The organism is Nisaea sediminum (assembly GCF_014904705.1).
In the GTDB taxonomy this organism is placed as follows: Bacteria; Pseudomonadota; Alphaproteobacteria; order Thalassobaculales; family Thalassobaculaceae; genus Nisaea; species Nisaea sediminum.
Window position 1 is genome coordinate 839124 of the sequence record NZ_JACZCQ010000006.1, and the last position, 15833, is coordinate 854956.

At 64.2% G+C, this 15833-nt stretch carries 14 protein-coding genes; 10 read left to right on the forward strand and 4 right to left on the reverse strand.

The window, feature by feature from the left end:
- Positions 1-258: 258 nt before the first annotated feature.
- Both IG122_RS16020 and IG122_RS16025 read left to right on the forward strand, forming a co-directional pair.
- Positions 259-2253, forward strand: coding sequence for a PAS domain-containing sensor histidine kinase (locus IG122_RS16020; RefSeq protein ID WP_193185561.1), 1995 nt, complete (start codon positions 259-261; stop codon positions 2251-2253).
- Between the two features lie 133 nt (positions 2254-2386).
- Positions 2387-3127 (forward strand): TVP38/TMEM64 family protein, encoded by a 741-nt coding sequence (locus IG122_RS16025; RefSeq protein ID WP_319024903.1) that lies wholly within the window; start codon positions 2387-2389, stop codon positions 3125-3127.
- Here the strand turns inward: IG122_RS16025 and IG122_RS16030 are convergent.
- Entirely contained in the window at positions 3124-3462 is a 339-nt protein-coding gene (locus tag IG122_RS16030; protein WP_226893596.1) for an HNH endonuclease, read from the reverse strand. The genes IG122_RS16025 and IG122_RS16030 overlap by 4 nt on opposite strands.
- Before the next feature lie 65 nt (positions 3463-3527).
- Here IG122_RS16030 and IG122_RS16035 point away from each other — a divergent pair, with 65 nt between their 5' ends.
- Entirely contained in the window at positions 3528-4505 is a 978-nt protein-coding gene (locus IG122_RS16035; protein WP_193185564.1) for a DUF2333 family protein, read from the forward strand.
- A 6-nt stretch (positions 4506-4511) separates the two neighbouring features.
- Here the strand turns inward: IG122_RS16035 and phaR are convergent, their stop codons facing one another.
- Positions 4512-5201, reverse strand: a complete 690-nt coding sequence (gene phaR / locus IG122_RS16040) for a polyhydroxyalkanoate synthesis repressor PhaR (RefSeq protein ID WP_193185567.1) — start codon at positions 5199-5201, stop codon at positions 4512-4514.
- Positions 5202-5700: 499 nt separating this feature from the next.
- On the opposite strand from phaR, the gene IG122_RS16045 reads away from it, so the two are divergent.
- The 5 genes from IG122_RS16045 (at position 5701) to IG122_RS16065 (ending at position 10689) form a co-directional block, all read left to right on the forward strand.
- Positions 5701-6993 (forward strand): alpha/beta fold hydrolase, encoded by a 1293-nt coding sequence (locus IG122_RS16045; protein WP_319024904.1) that lies wholly within the window; start codon positions 5701-5703, stop codon positions 6991-6993.
- Entirely contained in the window at positions 6990-8111 is a 1122-nt protein-coding gene (locus IG122_RS16050; RefSeq protein WP_226893597.1) for an alpha-hydroxy acid oxidase, read from the forward strand. The genes IG122_RS16045 and IG122_RS16050 overlap by 4 nt, the downstream gene beginning before the upstream one ends.
- Positions 8112-8243: 132 nt before the next feature.
- A complete protein-coding gene (locus tag IG122_RS16055) occupies positions 8244-9419 on the forward strand; it encodes an acetyl-CoA C-acetyltransferase (RefSeq protein WP_193185571.1) in 1176 nt (391 codons plus the stop codon).
- Between the two features lie 88 nt (positions 9420-9507).
- Positions 9508-10230 carry an acetoacetyl-CoA reductase gene (gene phbB, locus IG122_RS16060; protein ID WP_193185575.1) on the forward strand — a complete coding sequence of 241 codons (723 nt, stop codon included), beginning with the start codon at positions 9508-9510 and terminating at the stop codon, positions 10228-10230.
- 57 nt (positions 10231-10287) lie between these two features.
- Positions 10288-10689, forward strand: coding sequence for a carboxymuconolactone decarboxylase family protein (locus IG122_RS16065; protein WP_193185578.1), 402 nt, complete (start codon positions 10288-10290; stop codon positions 10687-10689).
- 7 nt (positions 10690-10696) lie between these two features.
- On the opposite strand, the gene IG122_RS16070 is transcribed toward IG122_RS16065, so the two are convergent.
- Positions 10697-11503, reverse strand: coding sequence for an N-acyl homoserine lactonase family protein (locus tag IG122_RS16070; protein WP_193185581.1), 807 nt, complete (start codon positions 11501-11503; stop codon positions 10697-10699).
- A gap of 234 nt (positions 11504-11737) precedes the next feature.
- Here IG122_RS16070 and IG122_RS16075 point away from each other — a divergent pair, with 234 nt between their 5' ends.
- Positions 11738-13750: a methyl-accepting chemotaxis protein gene (locus IG122_RS16075; protein ID WP_193185585.1), complete on the forward strand. Its 2013-nt coding sequence runs from the start codon at positions 11738-11740 to the stop codon at positions 13748-13750.
- A 10-nt stretch (positions 13751-13760) separates the two neighbouring features.
- Here the strand turns inward: IG122_RS16075 and IG122_RS16080 are convergent, their stop codons facing one another.
- On the reverse strand, positions 13761-14936 hold the full coding sequence (locus tag IG122_RS16080; RefSeq protein WP_193185588.1) for an MFS transporter: 1176 nt from the start codon (positions 14934-14936) through the stop codon (positions 13761-13763).
- Between the two features lie 14 nt (positions 14937-14950).
- Between IG122_RS16080 and IG122_RS16085 the strand changes: the two genes are divergently transcribed.
- Positions 14951-15823: an AraC family transcriptional regulator gene (locus IG122_RS16085; protein ID WP_193185591.1), complete on the forward strand. Its 873-nt coding sequence runs from the start codon at positions 14951-14953 to the stop codon at positions 15821-15823.
- The last annotated feature ends 10 nt before the right edge of the window (positions 15824-15833 follow it).

The following is a 15833-nucleotide window of genomic DNA, read 5'->3' on the forward strand; positions in this document are numbered from 1 at the left end:
ATCCGGAAATGAGGAGACGCTCGTGGCACGCCCCGTGCCGCCGGGCGATATCCGTCTACAACCGTGAATTTTGCCGTTTGAACAGTCAGTTATGATTTTGCCGCCGGCCCCTGTCCGCCGATACGGAAATTTTGCACTGCAACAGCCTGAAGTAGGGGAGAAAAAAAGCCCCGCGTATCAATTCCCTTTCCGTTGCGGATCAGGCAGTCTGCTGCCGACCAGCTGCGGAATCTAACGACAGGGACCCAGGACCGCGCCATGGACAGCCCGGCGGCCTATGCCGCTATTTTGCGCCAGGAAGAGTACGAGAATGCGATCCCGTCGGAGCTTCGCGGTCCCGATCTTGTCGTTCGGCGCCGGTCGCCCGGGTTCGAGGCGCTGTTGCGGGAATTGTCGGTCGAGGGACTGGATGCGGTCGACCCGGGCTACCTGTCCCTGATCCGGTCGGTGCTCGCCGGGGGCGAGCCGCGCAGCAGGAACCTCCGCGCGACTGTGGACGATGCGGCGAGGTTTCTGCGCATCGATGTCTATCCCTGCTTCTCCGACGACGGCGCCGTTGCCGGCGTGATCGTGGTCGCGGCGGACAACGCCCCGGCAGCGCGGCGCGAGAACGCAATCCTCCGCAATCTCGAACTCGAGCGCTCCCGGTTCGACGATTATCCGGTCGGCACCTCCGATGAGGACTGGACCGGTGCACGCCGGGTTCTCGAGCGGCTGAGCCGGGAAGGGCATTCCGACTTCCCGCAATATGTCCGCGAGCATCCGGAGATCCTGACGGACCTCGTCGCCGGCGCTCGTGTCGTGGATCTGAACGAAGCAACCGTGCGGACCTACAACGCACCGGACAAGCGCGCGCTGATCGACCACTTCAATCAGCCCCCGGATCTATCGAGCTACAATCCGGAAACCGGGTATTCGGATATATTCGTCTCGCTGCTCGCACGTTTCTTCGCCGGCGAGACCAAGGTCGTCGTGGAAGGCTGGGACCGGACATTCGACGGCAAGGATATCTATCTGCGGACAACCACGAGCGTCATGCCTGGCTTTGAACAGAGCTGGGGCTGGGTGCTGCAGACGGTCGAGGACATCACCGACCGCAAGCAGATGGAGGATCAGCTGCGGGAGGCGCAGGAGCGCTACGAACTCGCGGTCGAGGGCGCCCGCGACGGTCTTTGGGACTGGAATTTCGGCGCCGGCGAATTCTTTGCCTCGGCGCAGATGTGCCGCACGGTCGGCTGGGGCAGCGAGCCGCGCACCATTCCGCCGAGAGAGTCCGCGACGCATATCCATCCGGAACACCGGGCGGCGGTCCGCCGTGCCCTGGTTCGCCATTTGCGTGCTGGATCGGATACTTTCTCGCTGGAATACCGGACGCTGGACCGTGAAACCGGCCCGGCCTGGGTCTCCAACCATTGCCGCGTCGTCCGCAATGCGTCCGGGAAAGTGGTGCGGATGGCCGGGTCGGTCACCGATGTGACCGCCCGCAAGCAGCACGAGGACGAGCTGCGCATGGCCAAGGAGCAGGCCGAGATCGCGAATCGCGCGAAGACCGAGTTCCTGGCCAATATGAGTCACGAGCTGAGGACGCCGCTCAACGCCATTCTCGGCTTCTCCCAGACCATCGAGTCCGAGTTGTTTGGTGCTTTGCCGAATGCAAAATACAAGGAATATGCAGGGGACATTCACAGCAGCGCCCTGCATCTGCTTGAGGTGATCAACGACATTCTCGACATGTCAAAGATCGAGGCGAACGAGTTCGTGGTGTCCGATGACCTGTTCGACGCCACTGCGGCGGTGAGGCGCTGCGTCCGCTTCATGAGCGAGCGGGCCGCGCGCAAGGGGATCGAGATCGCCGTCTCCATCGAGGCGGAGCGGATCGCGATCGAGGCGGATCAGCGCATGTTCCGGCAGATCATGCTGAACCTGCTCTCGAACGCCGTGAAATTCACGGACAATGGCGGCAAGGTCTGGGTCGAGGGCGGTGAACTGGTGGACGGCCATCTGGAGTTCCGCGTCGGCGATACCGGGATCGGTATGGCGCCGGAGGATGTGGAGGTCGCGCTGACGCCTTTCGGTCAAGTCGGGAAGGGCCGGCTGGTGGCGCAGGAGGGCTCTGGACTCGGACTTTCCATCGTCGCGCGGTTGATGACCTTGCATGGTGGCGATCTGGCGGTTCACAGCGAGCCCGGAAAAGGCACTCTGGTCGTCCTGCGTTTTCCGGGTGAGCGCTTCAGAGCTGACATCCTGGCCTGATCCTTGAGCCCGTCCGCGGAAAGGTCACGCTGCTGTGATTTCCTTTCATGTGCCTGCGAGCGTCGGATGCATTACCTCCAAGCTGACCCGATGAGTGGAACAGGCGAGGTTGCAGGTGGCCGAGGAAACCAACGTGGGTAGCGGACTGAACGAGGAGCGGGGCCGGAGCGGATGGCTGTCCCGGCTTGTCCCCGTTCTTTGCCTTGTGCTCGCCACCGCGCTGTTCTTCGCCCTCGGACTGGACCGCTATGTCAGCCTCGAGCTGCTGCGCGACAACCGCGAGCTGCTGACGGGTTTCGTTTCCGACCATTATTTCCTGGCGGCGCTCGCCTTCATTGCGCTCTATGCCGTGGTGACCGGGCTTTCGGTTCCGGGTGCGGCGGTGCTCACCTTGAGCGGCGGGTTTCTGTTCGGGACCGTCGGCGGCACGGCCTATGCCGTTATCGGCGCCACGCTTGGCGCGACGGCGATCTTTCTCGCAGCTCGCACGGCCTTTGCCGATGCGCTGCGGGCGCGGGCCGGCCGGGCGATAGGCATGATGCGGGAAGGTTTCCGCAGGGATGCTTTCAATTATCTGCTGTTCCTCCGCCTCGTGCCGGCCTTTCCGTTTTTTCTCGTCAATCTGGTTCCGGCGTTCCTCGGCGTGTCGACCCGGACCTACATCTTGGCCACCGTGATCGGAATCATCCCCGGTGGGTTCGTCTTCGCCTCGGTCGGCGCGGGCCTTGGGAGCATTTTCGATCAGGAGGGCGAGATCGGCCTCGCCGACGTGATGACGCCTGAGATCATTCTCGCCATGGCCGGGCTCGGCGTTCTCGCTCTCGTGCCGGTGGTCGCCAAGCGCCTGCTCGGACGCGGAACGCCGCGCGACTAGCGCCTGCGGCGCGGCTTCCTGTGCCAGTCGTTGAAATCCGGCGGTCGCCGTTTCACCCAGTCGATGAATCTTGCCATCTCGGGATGAGCCCGGATCCGGGCCGCGTCCGAATAATCCCGGGCCAGTTCGGTTTCGCTGAAGACCGCATGGATCTTGCGGTGGCAGACCTGGTGCATCCAGTCCCAGTCGCGGCCGTCCCGGGCGCGCGGGACCCAGTGGTGGCGGTCAATGGCCGCACCCTCGAGCATCGGCCGGCGGCAGATCGGGCAAAAAGCCGGGAAATCCTTGTCCGCGGCGGCGTCCGGAGTTGATTCGGATGTGCGGTGTTTCCTCAAATCGATTGCGCTCCGTTCCGATCCTTCCCATCTTTAGCGGGTAATCGAAGGAGCGGAAATCACCGATGGCACAGAAGCACGAGCTCAACTGGGACGAGGACGCCCCGGCGGGGAGGTCCCTCGCGCCGTGGATCGCGCGCGCCGGTGGATACGGCTTCATCCTGCTGGTTCTGGCCGTCGCCGGCTATTATCTCGTCGGTATGGCGCTGACGCACCGGATCTCCGACGATGTCGATCAGGCGCTGAGCGAGCCGCCGCCAGGCGCCAGCCGTGCCGTGCAGGTGGCCGCTGATCTGATCTACCGCGAGACTGAGCAGAATTCCTGGACCGCCAACAACCCTTTCTTCCTGCCAGGCTACATGCTCGACAACATGCCCAATTACCAGCAAGGCATCATCTCGGCGCTAAGCCGTTTCGCAATCGAAATGTCGGATCAGCTCGGCCGGACCCGCGGCACGAGCGAGGTCGACAGGGATCTCGACAAGGCGGCCGGCCTGCTGAAATGGCCCGGCACCGTCTGGCATTTCGACCTCTCCACCTCCTGGGCGCCGACCACGCCGGCGGAAAAACAGTATCTGGCCGCCCGCAAGGCGCTGCTCGCCTATAACGAACGCCTCGCGGCGGGTGATGCCGTGTTCGAGAAACGGGCGGACAATCTGCAGGCGACGCTGGAGCGGATGACCGCCGATCTCGGTTCCGCCTCGGCGGTCATCGACCGTCACCTCATGCAGGCCGGCGGCTGGGGTGTCGACCGCAAGGTCGACGATATCTTCTACAACGTGAAGGGCCGGCTCTACGGCTACTACATGCTGCTGCGCGAGCTCGGGGTCGATTTTGACCGGGTGATCCGGGACCGCGAATTGAGCGCCGCCTGGAGTCAGATGCTGGATTCCATGCGCGCCGGCGCCCAGCTCGATCCGCTGGTGATCGTGAACGGCACGCCGGACGGCCTGTTCTTCCCGAGCCACCTCGCGGTGCAGGGCTTCTATCTGTTGCGCGCCCGCACCCAGCTTCGGGAAATCACCAACATCCTGCAGAAGTAGCCGGACTTACTTGTCCTGGTCCTTCGGCGTTTTCGCGGTTGCGGAACTGAGCTCGGCGAGCTGTTTCTGCAGCAGCACCATCTGCTCCTGCAGGGATTGCAGGGCATCCGCCGCGCCTCTGGCCGGGTCCTGAGAGGATGATTTCGCACTGCTCTCCGGAGCCCCGTTGCCTTCGGCATCCTGCGGTCGGTAGGGGTTGAAGAGCCGCATGGTCTGCTCGAGCATGGCCATGTTCTGCTTGCCCATCTCCTCGAAATGGGAGAACGGAAACAGACCGCCAAGCGCTTCCTGCATATAGTCGCGGGTCCGGTCCTGTTCTTTGGAGAAGGCGGACATCGCGAATTCGAGATAGCGCGGAACGACCATCTGCAGATTGTCGCCGTAGAAGCTGATCAGTTGCCGCAGGAAGCTGATCGGCAACATGTTTTGCCCCTTGGCTTCTTCCTCGACGATGATCTGGGTGAGCACCGGACGGGTGATGTCCTCGCCGGTCTTGGCGTCATAGACCACAAAATCCTGACCGTCCTTCACCATCTGGCAAAGGTGGTCGAGCGTCACGTAGCTGCTGGTCGCCGTGTTGTAGAGACGGCGGTTCGCGTATTTCTTGATTGTGATGACCCCGGAGGCATCCTTGGCCGATCCCGGGGCTCCCGTTTCGGAGGTATTCTGGGCCGCCCGTTTGCGCTGAGTTGCCATGCCGGTTTCCCTTTTGCTTCCGCCCTGCGCGCCGCGACTGGATTTCGCAGCGCAATGTTTGGCGATTTTGCATCGCACTACGGAAAAGCCTATTCGGAAATTCTTTCGTTGCAATGCGAAATATTGCCATGATCTTTCCGGCAATTGAAATTTTGCCGCAAGGATTGCGGAAATCCGCGCAGGCGTTCAGGATTCGCCCGGCGCTGGACGCGCACATCAAACCGGCGGACAATTGGCGGCTCGGGACGAATGCCGAAACAGATCGACTATGATGCGCTGGCCCGCAGCTTTCTTGATCTTTGGCAGGATCAGGCGAGCCGGCTGGCACGGGATCCCGAGATGCGCGCCATGGCGGAGCAATGGACGGCGATGTTCATGCCGTTCGCCCACGGTGCCGCGCCGCGGGCGGATCCGGAGCGGCAGGAGGACGGGTTTTCACCGGACTACCGGGCGGGCGGCATCAGCCGCGCGCGGGGCGCTGGCGGGATAGGAGATACGGGTGGCGACGACGGGAACGGCAACAGACAGTCCGGCGCGCCAGGGGCGGCTGGGCCCGCGTCCCCTGCCGCTGTACCTGACGACCGCGATGCTGAACTGGAGCGGCTCGCGGCTCGCGTCAGAGAGCTTGAGGAACGGCTTGCCGGCCTGGAATCACGCGCTCGAGAGCGTCCAGCGGGATCTGGAACGGCAGCTGAAAGACAGCGGCGAGGAGACAGCCGGAAGCGCCGCTCCTGACGAAGGAGACGCCTGGCGCGACTTCGTTGCGGCAGTCGACCGTGCGATCCTCGAACGCAGCCAGGACCTGCTCGACGCAATCCTGATCTACCGCAAGCATCCCTACAAACGTGAAACAGAGCCGGCGCCGGTCGCCTGGCGCGCCGGGACCACCTCGCTGCTCGATTACGGCACGCGCAATCTCGACGGCCCCCCGGTGCTGGTGATCCCGTCGCTGATCAACCGGTTCTACATTCTCGATCTCAAATCCGACCGCTCGCTGCTGCGCGATCTCGAAGCGCGCGGGTACCGACCCTTCGTCATCGATTGGGGGCGGCCCGGCCCGGAGGAGGCGCGCTATCATCTGACGGACTATGTCGCGGGACGCCTGGAAGCGTGTCTGGATGCGGTACGTGCGATCACCGGGCAGCCGCCTCTCGTTCTCGGCTACTGCATGGGCGGCCTGCTTGCGCTTGCGCTTGCGGCCCGCCGGCAGAGCGACATGCGCGCGCTCGGCCTGCTGGCGACGCCATGGGACTTCTCCGCCGGCTCGCCGCCGGTTGCCGCTTTCCTGCCGCTGATCCGCCCGCTTCTGATGCTGGCCTCCGACCAGGGCAAGGTGATCGGCACCGACCTGCTGCAGGCGCTGTTCCACATGCTCGACCCGATGCTGGTGATCAAGAAGTTCCTGCGCTTCGGCGAGCTCGAGGCGGACGGGGCGGCGGCGGAGGATTTCGTTGCGCTGGAGGACTGGCTGAATGACGGCGTGCCGCTTGCGGGGCCGGTCGCGGCGGAGGCCCTGCTTGGTTGGTACGGCGAGAACCAGCCCGGCCGTCTACTCTGGAAGGTCGCGGGCCGCACCGTCGACCCGGGGCAGATTTCCCTGCCGGCGAAGGTGATCATTCCCTCGCGCGACAAGATCGTTCCGCCACCCTCGGCGGAACCGCTTGGAACACTTTTGCCGCATGCCGAAACTCTGCATGTGCCGCTCGGCCATGTGGGCATGATGGCAAGTACGAATGCAAAGAAGGCGGTCTGGGAACCGCTCGGCGCGTGGATGGAGGAGTACGCACAATGAGTATCGCGGTGTCCGGCATGAACGAGGCGGACAATACGGATCCGACGGAACGGTTTCTGTGCCTGCACGAGATCGTCGCAGCGGCCGAGGAGTCGCTGGATCCGAATATCTGGAACTATCTGCGCGGTGCGACCGAGACCGAGACCACGGCGAAGCGGAACCGGATGGCGCTGGACAGCATCGCTTTTCGTCCCCGGGTGCTGAATGACATGCGCGAGGTCACCGTCGGCGGACGTCTGCTCGGCAAGGACCTGACCCTGCCGGTCCTGCTGGCGCCGGTCGGATCGCTGGAAAGCTTCGAGTCCGGCGGCGGCAAGACCGCAATGCGGGCCGCGGCCGCCTTCGGCAACGCCCTGATGCTGAGCAATGTCGGCACCATTCCGATCGAGGAAGTCGCCGCGGCGGCGGACGGGCTGCTGATCTCGGCGCTCTACAAACGCGGCGACGACGGCTGGCTCGACGAACAGGTGCAGCGGGCGAAGGATACCGGCTGCTTCGCGGTGTCGCTGACCGTTGACAGCGCCTATTACAGCCGCCGCGAGCGGGATATCGCCGCCCGCTTCGTGAAGCCCTGGCGGGCCGGGGCCGGCGCGGACTGGCAGGCGGCGCTGAACTGGAAGGACGTGGAGCGCTTCAAGGAGCGCTATGACATCCCGTTGATCCTGAAGGGCATCGCCACGGCGGAGGACGCAAGGATGGCGGCCGAGCGCGGTGTCGACGTGGTCTATGTCTCGAACCACGGCGGCCGTCAGCTCGACCACGGGCGTGGCTCGCTCGACGTTCTGCCGGAAGTTGTCGAGGCGGTTGCCGGGCGGGCCGAGGTTGTCGTCGACGGCTCGATCCAGCGCGGCACCGATCTGGTGAAGGCGATTGCTCTCGGAGCGAATGCAGTCGGTATGGGACGCTTGTTCTGCTGCGGTCTTGCCGCGGCGGGCGAGGCGGGTGTGGTGCGCACGCTCTCGCTGCTGCGCGACGAGGTGCGGACGGCGGTCGCGTTGCTCGGCGTGAATTCGCTTTCCGAGGTTGGCGCGCGGCATGTTCACGCCGCGGCTCCGGTGACGGAGCCGGGCGTGTTCAGCGCCTTCCCGCTGCTCTACCCGGAGAGTTCACAATTTTGATCTGGAGCAAAGCGCCGGTCGCGAATTGCCAGTAAGAGGCTATTGTGTGACGGTGCTTCGAACGGACCGCCGCCGGCGTGGCGGTCCCTCTTTTGGCAAGGAGCGCCGGGTTCGGCGCGAGGGAGAGAGACTATGACCGAAGTGGTGATTGCCGGGGCTGCACGGACCCCGATCGGGGCGTTTGGCGGCGGCCTGAGTTCACTTTCCGGTGCCGATCTTGGTGTGATCGCGATCAAGGAAGCCCTTAAACGGGCGAAGGTCGACGCCGCCGAAGTCGACGAAGCGATCCTCGGGCAGGTGCTGACCGCGGCGGCGGGTATGAACCCGGCGCGTCAGGCGGCGATCGGTGCGGGCATTCCGCAGGAGCGGACCGCGATCACCATCAACCAGGTCTGCGGTTCGGGACTGCGTGCGGTGGCGCTCGGCGATCAGGCGATCCGCGTCGGAGACAGCAAGATCGTCGTCTGCGGCGGGCAGGAGAGCATGAGCAACGCGCCGCATGCCCAGACCCTGCGCAACGGCTACAAGATGGGTGATGTGCAGCTCATCGACACGATGATCAAGGACGGGCTCTGGGACCATTTCAACGGCTACCACATGGGCAACACGGCGGAGAATGTCGCGGCCCAGTGGCAGATCACCCGCGACGAGCAGGACGCCTTCGCCCTGGCGTCCCAGGCCAAGGCCGAAGCGGCGCAGAAAGCCGGCAAGTTCAAGGATGAGATCGTTCCCGTAACGATCACCTCCCGCAAGGGCGAGACCGTGGTCGATACCGACGAGCATCCGCGCCACGGCACCACCATCGAGGCGCTGGCCAAGCTGCGTCCGGCCTTTACCAAGGACGGCACGGTGACGGCGGGCAATGCCTCCGGCATCAATGACGGCGCGGCGATCACGGTGCTCATGACAGCGGACGAGGCGGCGAAGCGCGGCATCACGCCGCTCGCACGCATCGTGTCCTTCGCGACCCGCGGCGTCGATCCCTCGATCATGGGCTCCGGCCCGATCCCGGCGAGCCGGGCGGCTCTGGAGAAAGCCGGCTGGTCCGCCGACGAGCTCGACCTGGTCGAAGCGAATGAGGCCTTCGCCGCGCAAGCCTGCGCGGTGAACAAGGATCTCGGCTGGGATCCGGCGAAGGTGAACGTCAATGGCGGCGCCATCGCTCTCGGACATCCGATCGGCGCGTCGGGCTGCCGGGTGCTGATCACCCTGCTGCACGAAATGCAGAAACGCGACGCCAAGAAAGGTCTCGCCACGCTCTGCATCGGTGGCGGCATGGGCGTGGCGCTCTGCGTCGCGCGGGACTGAATCCAATAACAAGTCAACCGGGAGCGGAACCGGAGGGGCCGGTTCCGTGTTCACCCGGTGGAGTCGATCAAGGGAATCGGAGGGAACAATGGGACGTGTCGCAATCGTAACGGGCGGAACGCGGGGCATCGGTGAGGCTATCAGCCTTGGCCTGCAAGAGGCGGGCTGTACCGTCGCGGCAAACTATGCGGGCAATGACGAGCGGGCGAAGGCCTTCACCGAACGGACGGGCATCAAGAGCTACAAGTGGGACGTCTCGGATTTCGAGGCCTGCGCCGCCGGCGTGAAACAGGTCGAGGCCGATCTCGGCCCGGTCGACATCGTCGTCAACAATGCGGGCATCACCCGCGACGGCACGATCCACAAGATGGATCACAAGATGTGGCAGGACGTGATCGACACCAATCTCGGCGGCTGCTTCAACATGTGCCGCAACGTGATCGAGGGCATGCGCGACCGCAAGTTCGGCCGCATCGTGAATATCGGATCGATCAACGGCCAGGCCGGCCAGTACGGCCAGGTGAACTATGCCGCCGCCAAGTCCGGCATCCACGGCTTCACCAAGGCGCTGGCGCAGGAAGGTGCGCGCTACAACATCACGGTGAACGCCATCGCGCCGGGTTATATCGATACCGACATGGTCGCCGCGGTGCCGGCGAACGTGCTTGAGAAGATCGTCGCCCGGGTCCCGGTCGGCCGTCTCGGCCATGCCGAGGAGATTGCGCGCGGCGTGGTCTTCCTTTGCGCCGACGATGCCGGCTTCATCACCGGATCGACCATGTCGATCAACGGCGGCCAGCACATGTACTGATCCGGCGGGCGGGCCGGGTCCCGGTCCGCCGCCTCCCTCAAATCAGGAGACAGACCGATGAGCGCAACGGTGACGCCGGTGGCGTACGAGGATGCCTGCGACAAGGTGCGGGCGGTTTACGACGACATCATGTCCAGCAGGAACATCGATTTCGTGCCCAATGTCTGGCGCACGCTGGCGAGCCATCCGCCGACCCTTGAGCGGATCTGGTACGGCCTGAAGGAAGTCATGGCGCCGGGCGCGCTCGACGCCCGGACGAAGGAGATGATCGCCGTCGCGGTCTCGGCCACCAACGGCTGCGAATACTGCACCCGCTCCCACACCCGCCAGGCCCGCGGCCACGGCATGACCGAGGAGATGTACGGCGAACTGATGGCCGTGATCGGCATGTTCAACCAGACCAACAAGCTGATCGAGGGCTATCAGGTCGAGGTCGACGGTTTCCTGAAGGAAATCTGAGTCTCGTTCACCCCGTCTTCGGCATGACGTCCAGCCGTACCACGGCGCCTTCCAGATCCGGCGAGGGCGCCGGGTAGTAATCCATCACCAGTGGGTCGTGCCCGGGCACGATGTGGTCCGGGCTGTCCGCCAGCAGTTCGATGGTGTTGAAGCCGTTCATCATCGCGCCGAGGTCGTAGCAGATCACGAAGGGCTTGCGCTCGCGGATGTTCTCGTAGAAATGCGCGCAGTCCGAGGCGAGCACGACCCAGCCGCGCTCGGTCCAGACGCGTACGCACATCAGGCCTGCAGAATGTCCGCCGATCTTGTGGATGCTGAGGCCCGGCGCCAGTTCCGCGTCGCCGTCATGGAACGTCGCCTGCCCGCCATAGACCTTCCGGACCATGGCGACCACATCCTCGACCTCGAACGGACGCTGGATCGCCTCGAAGCACATGCAGCGGCCGGTGGCGAAGGCCATTTCCGAATCCTGGATATGAAAGGTTGCATTCGGGAACTCGCCGATGCCGCCCGCATGGTCGTAATGCATGTGAGTGAGGATCACGTCCTCGACCTTTGCCGCATCGATCCCCATCAGAGCCAGGGCCTCCGTGGTCGAGCGCAGCAGCGGGGCGCCGCGTTTCAGGGAGGCCACCTCGCCGAAGCCGGTGTCCACCACGAAGGTGCGGTTCTGGTTGCGGATTACCCAGACGAAATAGTCGAGCGGCATGGGAATGTCGTGTGCATCCGCAAAGACAAAGTTCTCGTTACGCATGCGCTTGGCGTTATGCGCATACCGTATGGCGAAAACCTCGTAGACTTCTTTACCGCTCATTTACGTCACTCCCTTATACTTCATTGCTTGCCCGGATTGTTTTGCTGAGCAGAGCATGCCGTAGCATTGCATGACGAGAGAAAATATGGGAGAAATCCAGATAATAATGGAAAATCAGTGATTTAGAATATTTTTTGCTAAATTTTCTAAACCTGAATGAAACCATGGCGGTATCGAACAAAAAGAAGCGCGTGATACCGGCGCCAGGACCAGTAACGGAGGAGAGGGGGGACAATGTTCTCCAAGTTCAACGATATGAAGTTCGGCATGAAACTGCTGATCGGGATCGGCGGTATCCTGTTGCTGCTGGTCTTGAACAGCCTGGCCTCGTTTTTCGGTCTCTGGGAAGCCGGGCAGGCGCTGTCGCGTTATCAGCTGCTGACCGGCCAGGCCGGCCAATTGACGACCGCGCGCGCCGAACTCCTGCTGGCCGACAGCAGCGTGAAGCAATTCGTGATCGACGGCCGCCAGGAATCCGCCGATACCGCCCTCAGCAAGATTTCCGCCGTCCGGCGCGAACTCCAGGTGGCCGAGAACAGCGCGCAGACGGACAGGCGGCGCGAACGCATAGCCGGCATTCAGTCCGGTCTTTCGGAGTACCGCGGCGCGTTCGATACGGTCGTTGAAAACAGGCAGAAGCGGGACGTCGCTATCGGCGAGGTGAACCGGCTCGGAGCGGGGCTCGAAAAGCAGCTTTCCGAGATCATGGCCGATGCCAACGAGGCCTACGATGCCGAAGCGGCCTACAAGGCGGGTCTGGTGCTCCGCAGCATGCTGATCCAGCGCGCCGAACTGAACCGCTACCTGCTCGAGAACGATCCTGAAACCTTCAAGCTGGTCGAGGCGGAAATGGAACCGCTTGCCTTGGCGCTTGCAGATCTCATCGGCAATCTGCAATTCGGACAGGACGAGAAGCTCATCCAGGAGCTGAAGGATCGCGTCGCGGCCTATCAGACCGGACTGACCACGGTGCGCGACCTGTTCGTGTCCCTGAATACGATCCTGGACGAGCGGCTGAAGCCGGCTGGGGACGCGATCCTTGCGTCAGCCACGGAGGCGAATACCGTGATCCGCAACGAGCAGGACCAGCTCGGGACCGAGGCACTGCAGGGTATCAAAAGCACGGAAATCCTGACGGTCGCGGTGACGGCGATCTGCGTTCTCCTCGGGCTTGCAGCCGCTTTCGTCATCGCCCGCGGCATCTCGCGCCCGGTCAAGGCGCTGACGGAAGTCATGGCGCGGCTGGCGGAAGGAGATTCGGGCACGGAAGTCCCGATGACCGAGCGCGGCGACGAGATGGGGGAAATGGCGAAGGCCGTCATGGTCTTCCGCGAAGGCATGCTCAAGAACGAGGAGCTCCAGCGCGAGACCGAGCAGGCTCAGGAACGCCGCGAGGTGCGGACGCGGAAGATCGAGGAACTGACCCGCAACTTCGACAGCACCGCCTCCGAGACCCTGCAATCGGTTTCGGAAGCCGCCGAAACCCTGCGCGGGTCGGCAAACAGCCTGACCGCGACGGCGGACCGCTCGAGCAACATGGCCAGCATGGCGTCTTCCGCTTCCGACCAGGCGACCGACAACGTGCAGACGGTCGCCAGCGCGGCGGAAGAACTTTCAGCCTCGATCACGGAGATCTCGCAGCAGGTCGCCCGTTCCACCCAGGCTGCCGACCGGGCGGTCGCGGACGCGGAGCAGAGCCGCCAGCTTGTCGGCCGTCTGGTAGACAGTTCCGCCAAGATCGGCGAGGTGGTGAAGCTGATCACGGATATTGCCGAACAGACAAATCTGCTGGCACTCAACGCGACGATCGAGGCAGCCCGCGCCGGGGAGGCCGGCAAAGGCTTCGCGGTGGTCGCCTCCGAGGTGAAGAACCTCGCCAACCAGACCGCGCAGGCGACCGAGGAGATCGCGAGCCAGGTGCAGACCATCCAGGACGACACCCAGCAGACGGTGTCTTCGATCCAGCACATCGCCGAGCTGATCGAGGATATCAACCAGATCTCGGCCGGCGTGGCCGCAGCGGTCGAGGAGCAGAGCGCCGCGACCCAGGAAATCGCCCGCAATGTCTCGGACGCGGCCGCGAGCACGGGTTCCGCCAACGAGAATATCAGCGGGGTGAGCGATGCCACGAGGGAGACCACGGCGATCTCCGGCGAGGTGCTGAGTGCTTCGGAACTGGTCGCGGCCAAATCCGGCGACCTGAACAAGGTCGTGCAGCAATTCCTCGCCGACATGCAGAAGGTCTAGTCAGGCAAGGCTACTCCGCCGCCGCGACGGCGGCGGGGCGCCTGCCGGGCAAGAGGGTGACGGCGACCGTGATCACGGCTGCCGCCACGGCGCCCGCGAGGAACATCGCCGGAAACCCCCCGCCCTCGTCGTAGAGCCAGGAGAGCCCGGGTACCACGGCCGCCGAGACCGTGAAGGTGAGCACGTATTTGACCGCGTAGACCTGCCCGCGCCAGCGGTCGGGGGTGTAGCGGGCGACCAGCGTGTCGTTGATCGGGATCTGTCCGAAGACCAGCACCATCACCGCGGCCGCGGCCACGACCATGGCCCACCCGTCGAGATTGATGGCGATGAAGAGCGCGAGGGCCTGTCCCGCCGTGACGGCAAGGAAGATCGGCTTGATCGCATGGCGGTCGATCGCCCGTCCGACGACGATCTGGGAGAAGGCAGCGATCGCATAGACGGCGCTCGCGATGGCGCCGATCTCGGTTGCCGAGAAGGCGAATTCGGCCAGCCGGTCGTCCAGCACCTTCGGCAGGGCGACGGTCATGGAATTGAAGATGAATCCGCCGATCGCCGCCGAGATCCCGATCACCAGCAGGACGCGCTGCCAGCCGATGGCCGGCGGTCCGTGATCCGCGGTCTTGCTGGCGGCGCTCTCCTCTACCGGGACCGACCTGATCCGCGTCCAGTAGATGCCTGCAAGGATCGAGAAGCTGCCGAGCAGGATGAAGGCGGTGCGCCATCCCGCGAAATCGGCGAAGGCGCCGATGGCGAGGGCCGAGGCGGCGACGCCCATATTGCCCCAGACTCCGTTCACGCCGAGACGGCGTCCGACATTGCCGCCACCCTTGGCGACCATGGCGATCCCGACCGGGTGGTAGATCGCGGCGAACATGCCGAGCAGGGTGAGGGACGCGGCGAGATGCCAGAAGCTTTCCGCGAGCCCGGCGAGAATACCGGCGCCGCCGATGCCGACGAAGAAGATCGTCATCATCCGTTCCCGTCCCCAGCGGTCGCCGAGCCAGCCGGCGGGCAGGGAACAAGCACCGAAAGCAATGAAACTGCCTGTCGAGAGCACTAGCACCGAGCCGTAGCTGTCACCGATATCGGCGGCGGCCAGCGCAGCCACGGCTGGAAAAAGCAGCATGAACAGATGATCGAGTGCATGCCCGAGATTGAGCAGCAGCAAACGGCGCGGTTCCATCGGCAGTCTCCCTCATGGACTGTTCAAATCATGCCATCGCGCGTATCGTCCGTCTTGCGATGGAAAGCCAACAATTATCGAGTAATGGACAAAACTCCCCAATCCGTGACGCGGTCGCGGCGCTTGACGCGTCTGCGCCGCAGATCGCCGCCTTCGGGACGTTTTTCGCCGAAGGGCACGATACCGGCGAGCATCAGCACGACCGTGCGCAATTTGTCCATGCCGAGCGCGGTCTGTTGCAGGTCTGGACGCGGGAAGGGCAATGGTCGGTTCCGCCGGGAATGGCCGTCTGGGTCCCGGGCGGTGTTCCGCACCGCGTCCAGGCGATGAGCGACGCGGATTTTGTCTCGCTTTATATTCGCGCGCCATTTGCGGGAGAACCGAGGATCCCGATCCCGGCCCATTGCGGCGTGGTCGCGGTTTCACCATTACTGAAGCAGCTCATCGTCCGGCTCCGGACGGTTTCGGAAGACGGGGATACAGAGCGCGCTGCCCGCCTTGGCGCAGTGATCGCCGACGAACTGGGGGATCTTGTCTCGGCCGATCTGCACCTACCGGTGCCGACCGACCGCAGGGCGGCCCGGGTCGCCCGTGCTTTGATAGAGGACCCGGCCGATCAGCGGGAGCTCGCCGACTGGGCACGCGTGGCCGGGGCCTCCGGCCGGACCCTCACGCGCATTTTTCTGCGCGAGACAGGCCTGTCCTTCGCCGAATGGCGGCAACGCTGCCGACTGATCTCGGCGCTTGAGATGCTGTCTGCGGGGCGCCCGGTGACGGCGGTTGCATTCGATACCGGTTATCGCAGTTCGAGCGCTTTCGCGGCGGCTTTTTCCAGAGCGTTCGGATCGGCACCGCGGGATTTTCTGCGCAACGCGCACAAGGTCTGAGGGAGATCGC

What these genes read in the sequence shown, in the direction of transcription:
- IG122_RS16020 (WP_193185561.1), top strand. Translation starts at nt 259, where the DNA reads ATGGACAGCCCGGCGGCCTATGCCGCTATTTTGCGCCAGGAAGAGTAC.
- IG122_RS16035 (WP_193185564.1), top strand. Translation starts at nt 3,528, where the DNA reads ATGGCACAGAAGCACGAGCTCAACTGGGACGAGGACGCCCCGGCGGGG.
- phaR (WP_193185567.1), bottom strand. Translation starts at nt 5,201, where the DNA reads ATGGCAACTCAGCGCAAACGGGCGGCCCAGAATACCTCCGAAACGGGA.
- IG122_RS16050 (WP_226893597.1), top strand. Translation starts at nt 6,990, where the DNA reads ATGAGTATCGCGGTGTCCGGCATGAACGAGGCGGACAATACGGATCCG.
- IG122_RS16055 (WP_193185571.1), top strand. Translation starts at nt 8,244, where the DNA reads ATGACCGAAGTGGTGATTGCCGGGGCTGCACGGACCCCGATCGGGGCG.
- phbB (WP_193185575.1), top strand. Translation starts at nt 9,508, where the DNA reads ATGGGACGTGTCGCAATCGTAACGGGCGGAACGCGGGGCATCGGTGAG.
- IG122_RS16065 (WP_193185578.1), top strand. Translation starts at nt 10,288, where the DNA reads ATGAGCGCAACGGTGACGCCGGTGGCGTACGAGGATGCCTGCGACAAG.
- IG122_RS16070 (WP_193185581.1), bottom strand. Translation starts at nt 11,503, where the DNA reads ATGAGCGGTAAAGAAGTCTACGAGGTTTTCGCCATACGGTATGCGCAT.
- IG122_RS16075 (WP_193185585.1), top strand. Translation starts at nt 11,738, where the DNA reads ATGTTCTCCAAGTTCAACGATATGAAGTTCGGCATGAAACTGCTGATC.
- IG122_RS16080 (WP_193185588.1), bottom strand. Translation starts at nt 14,936, where the DNA reads ATGGAACCGCGCCGTTTGCTGCTGCTCAATCTCGGGCATGCACTCGAT.
- IG122_RS16085 (WP_193185591.1), top strand. Translation starts at nt 14,951, where the DNA reads ATGGACTGTTCAAATCATGCCATCGCGCGTATCGTCCGTCTTGCGATG.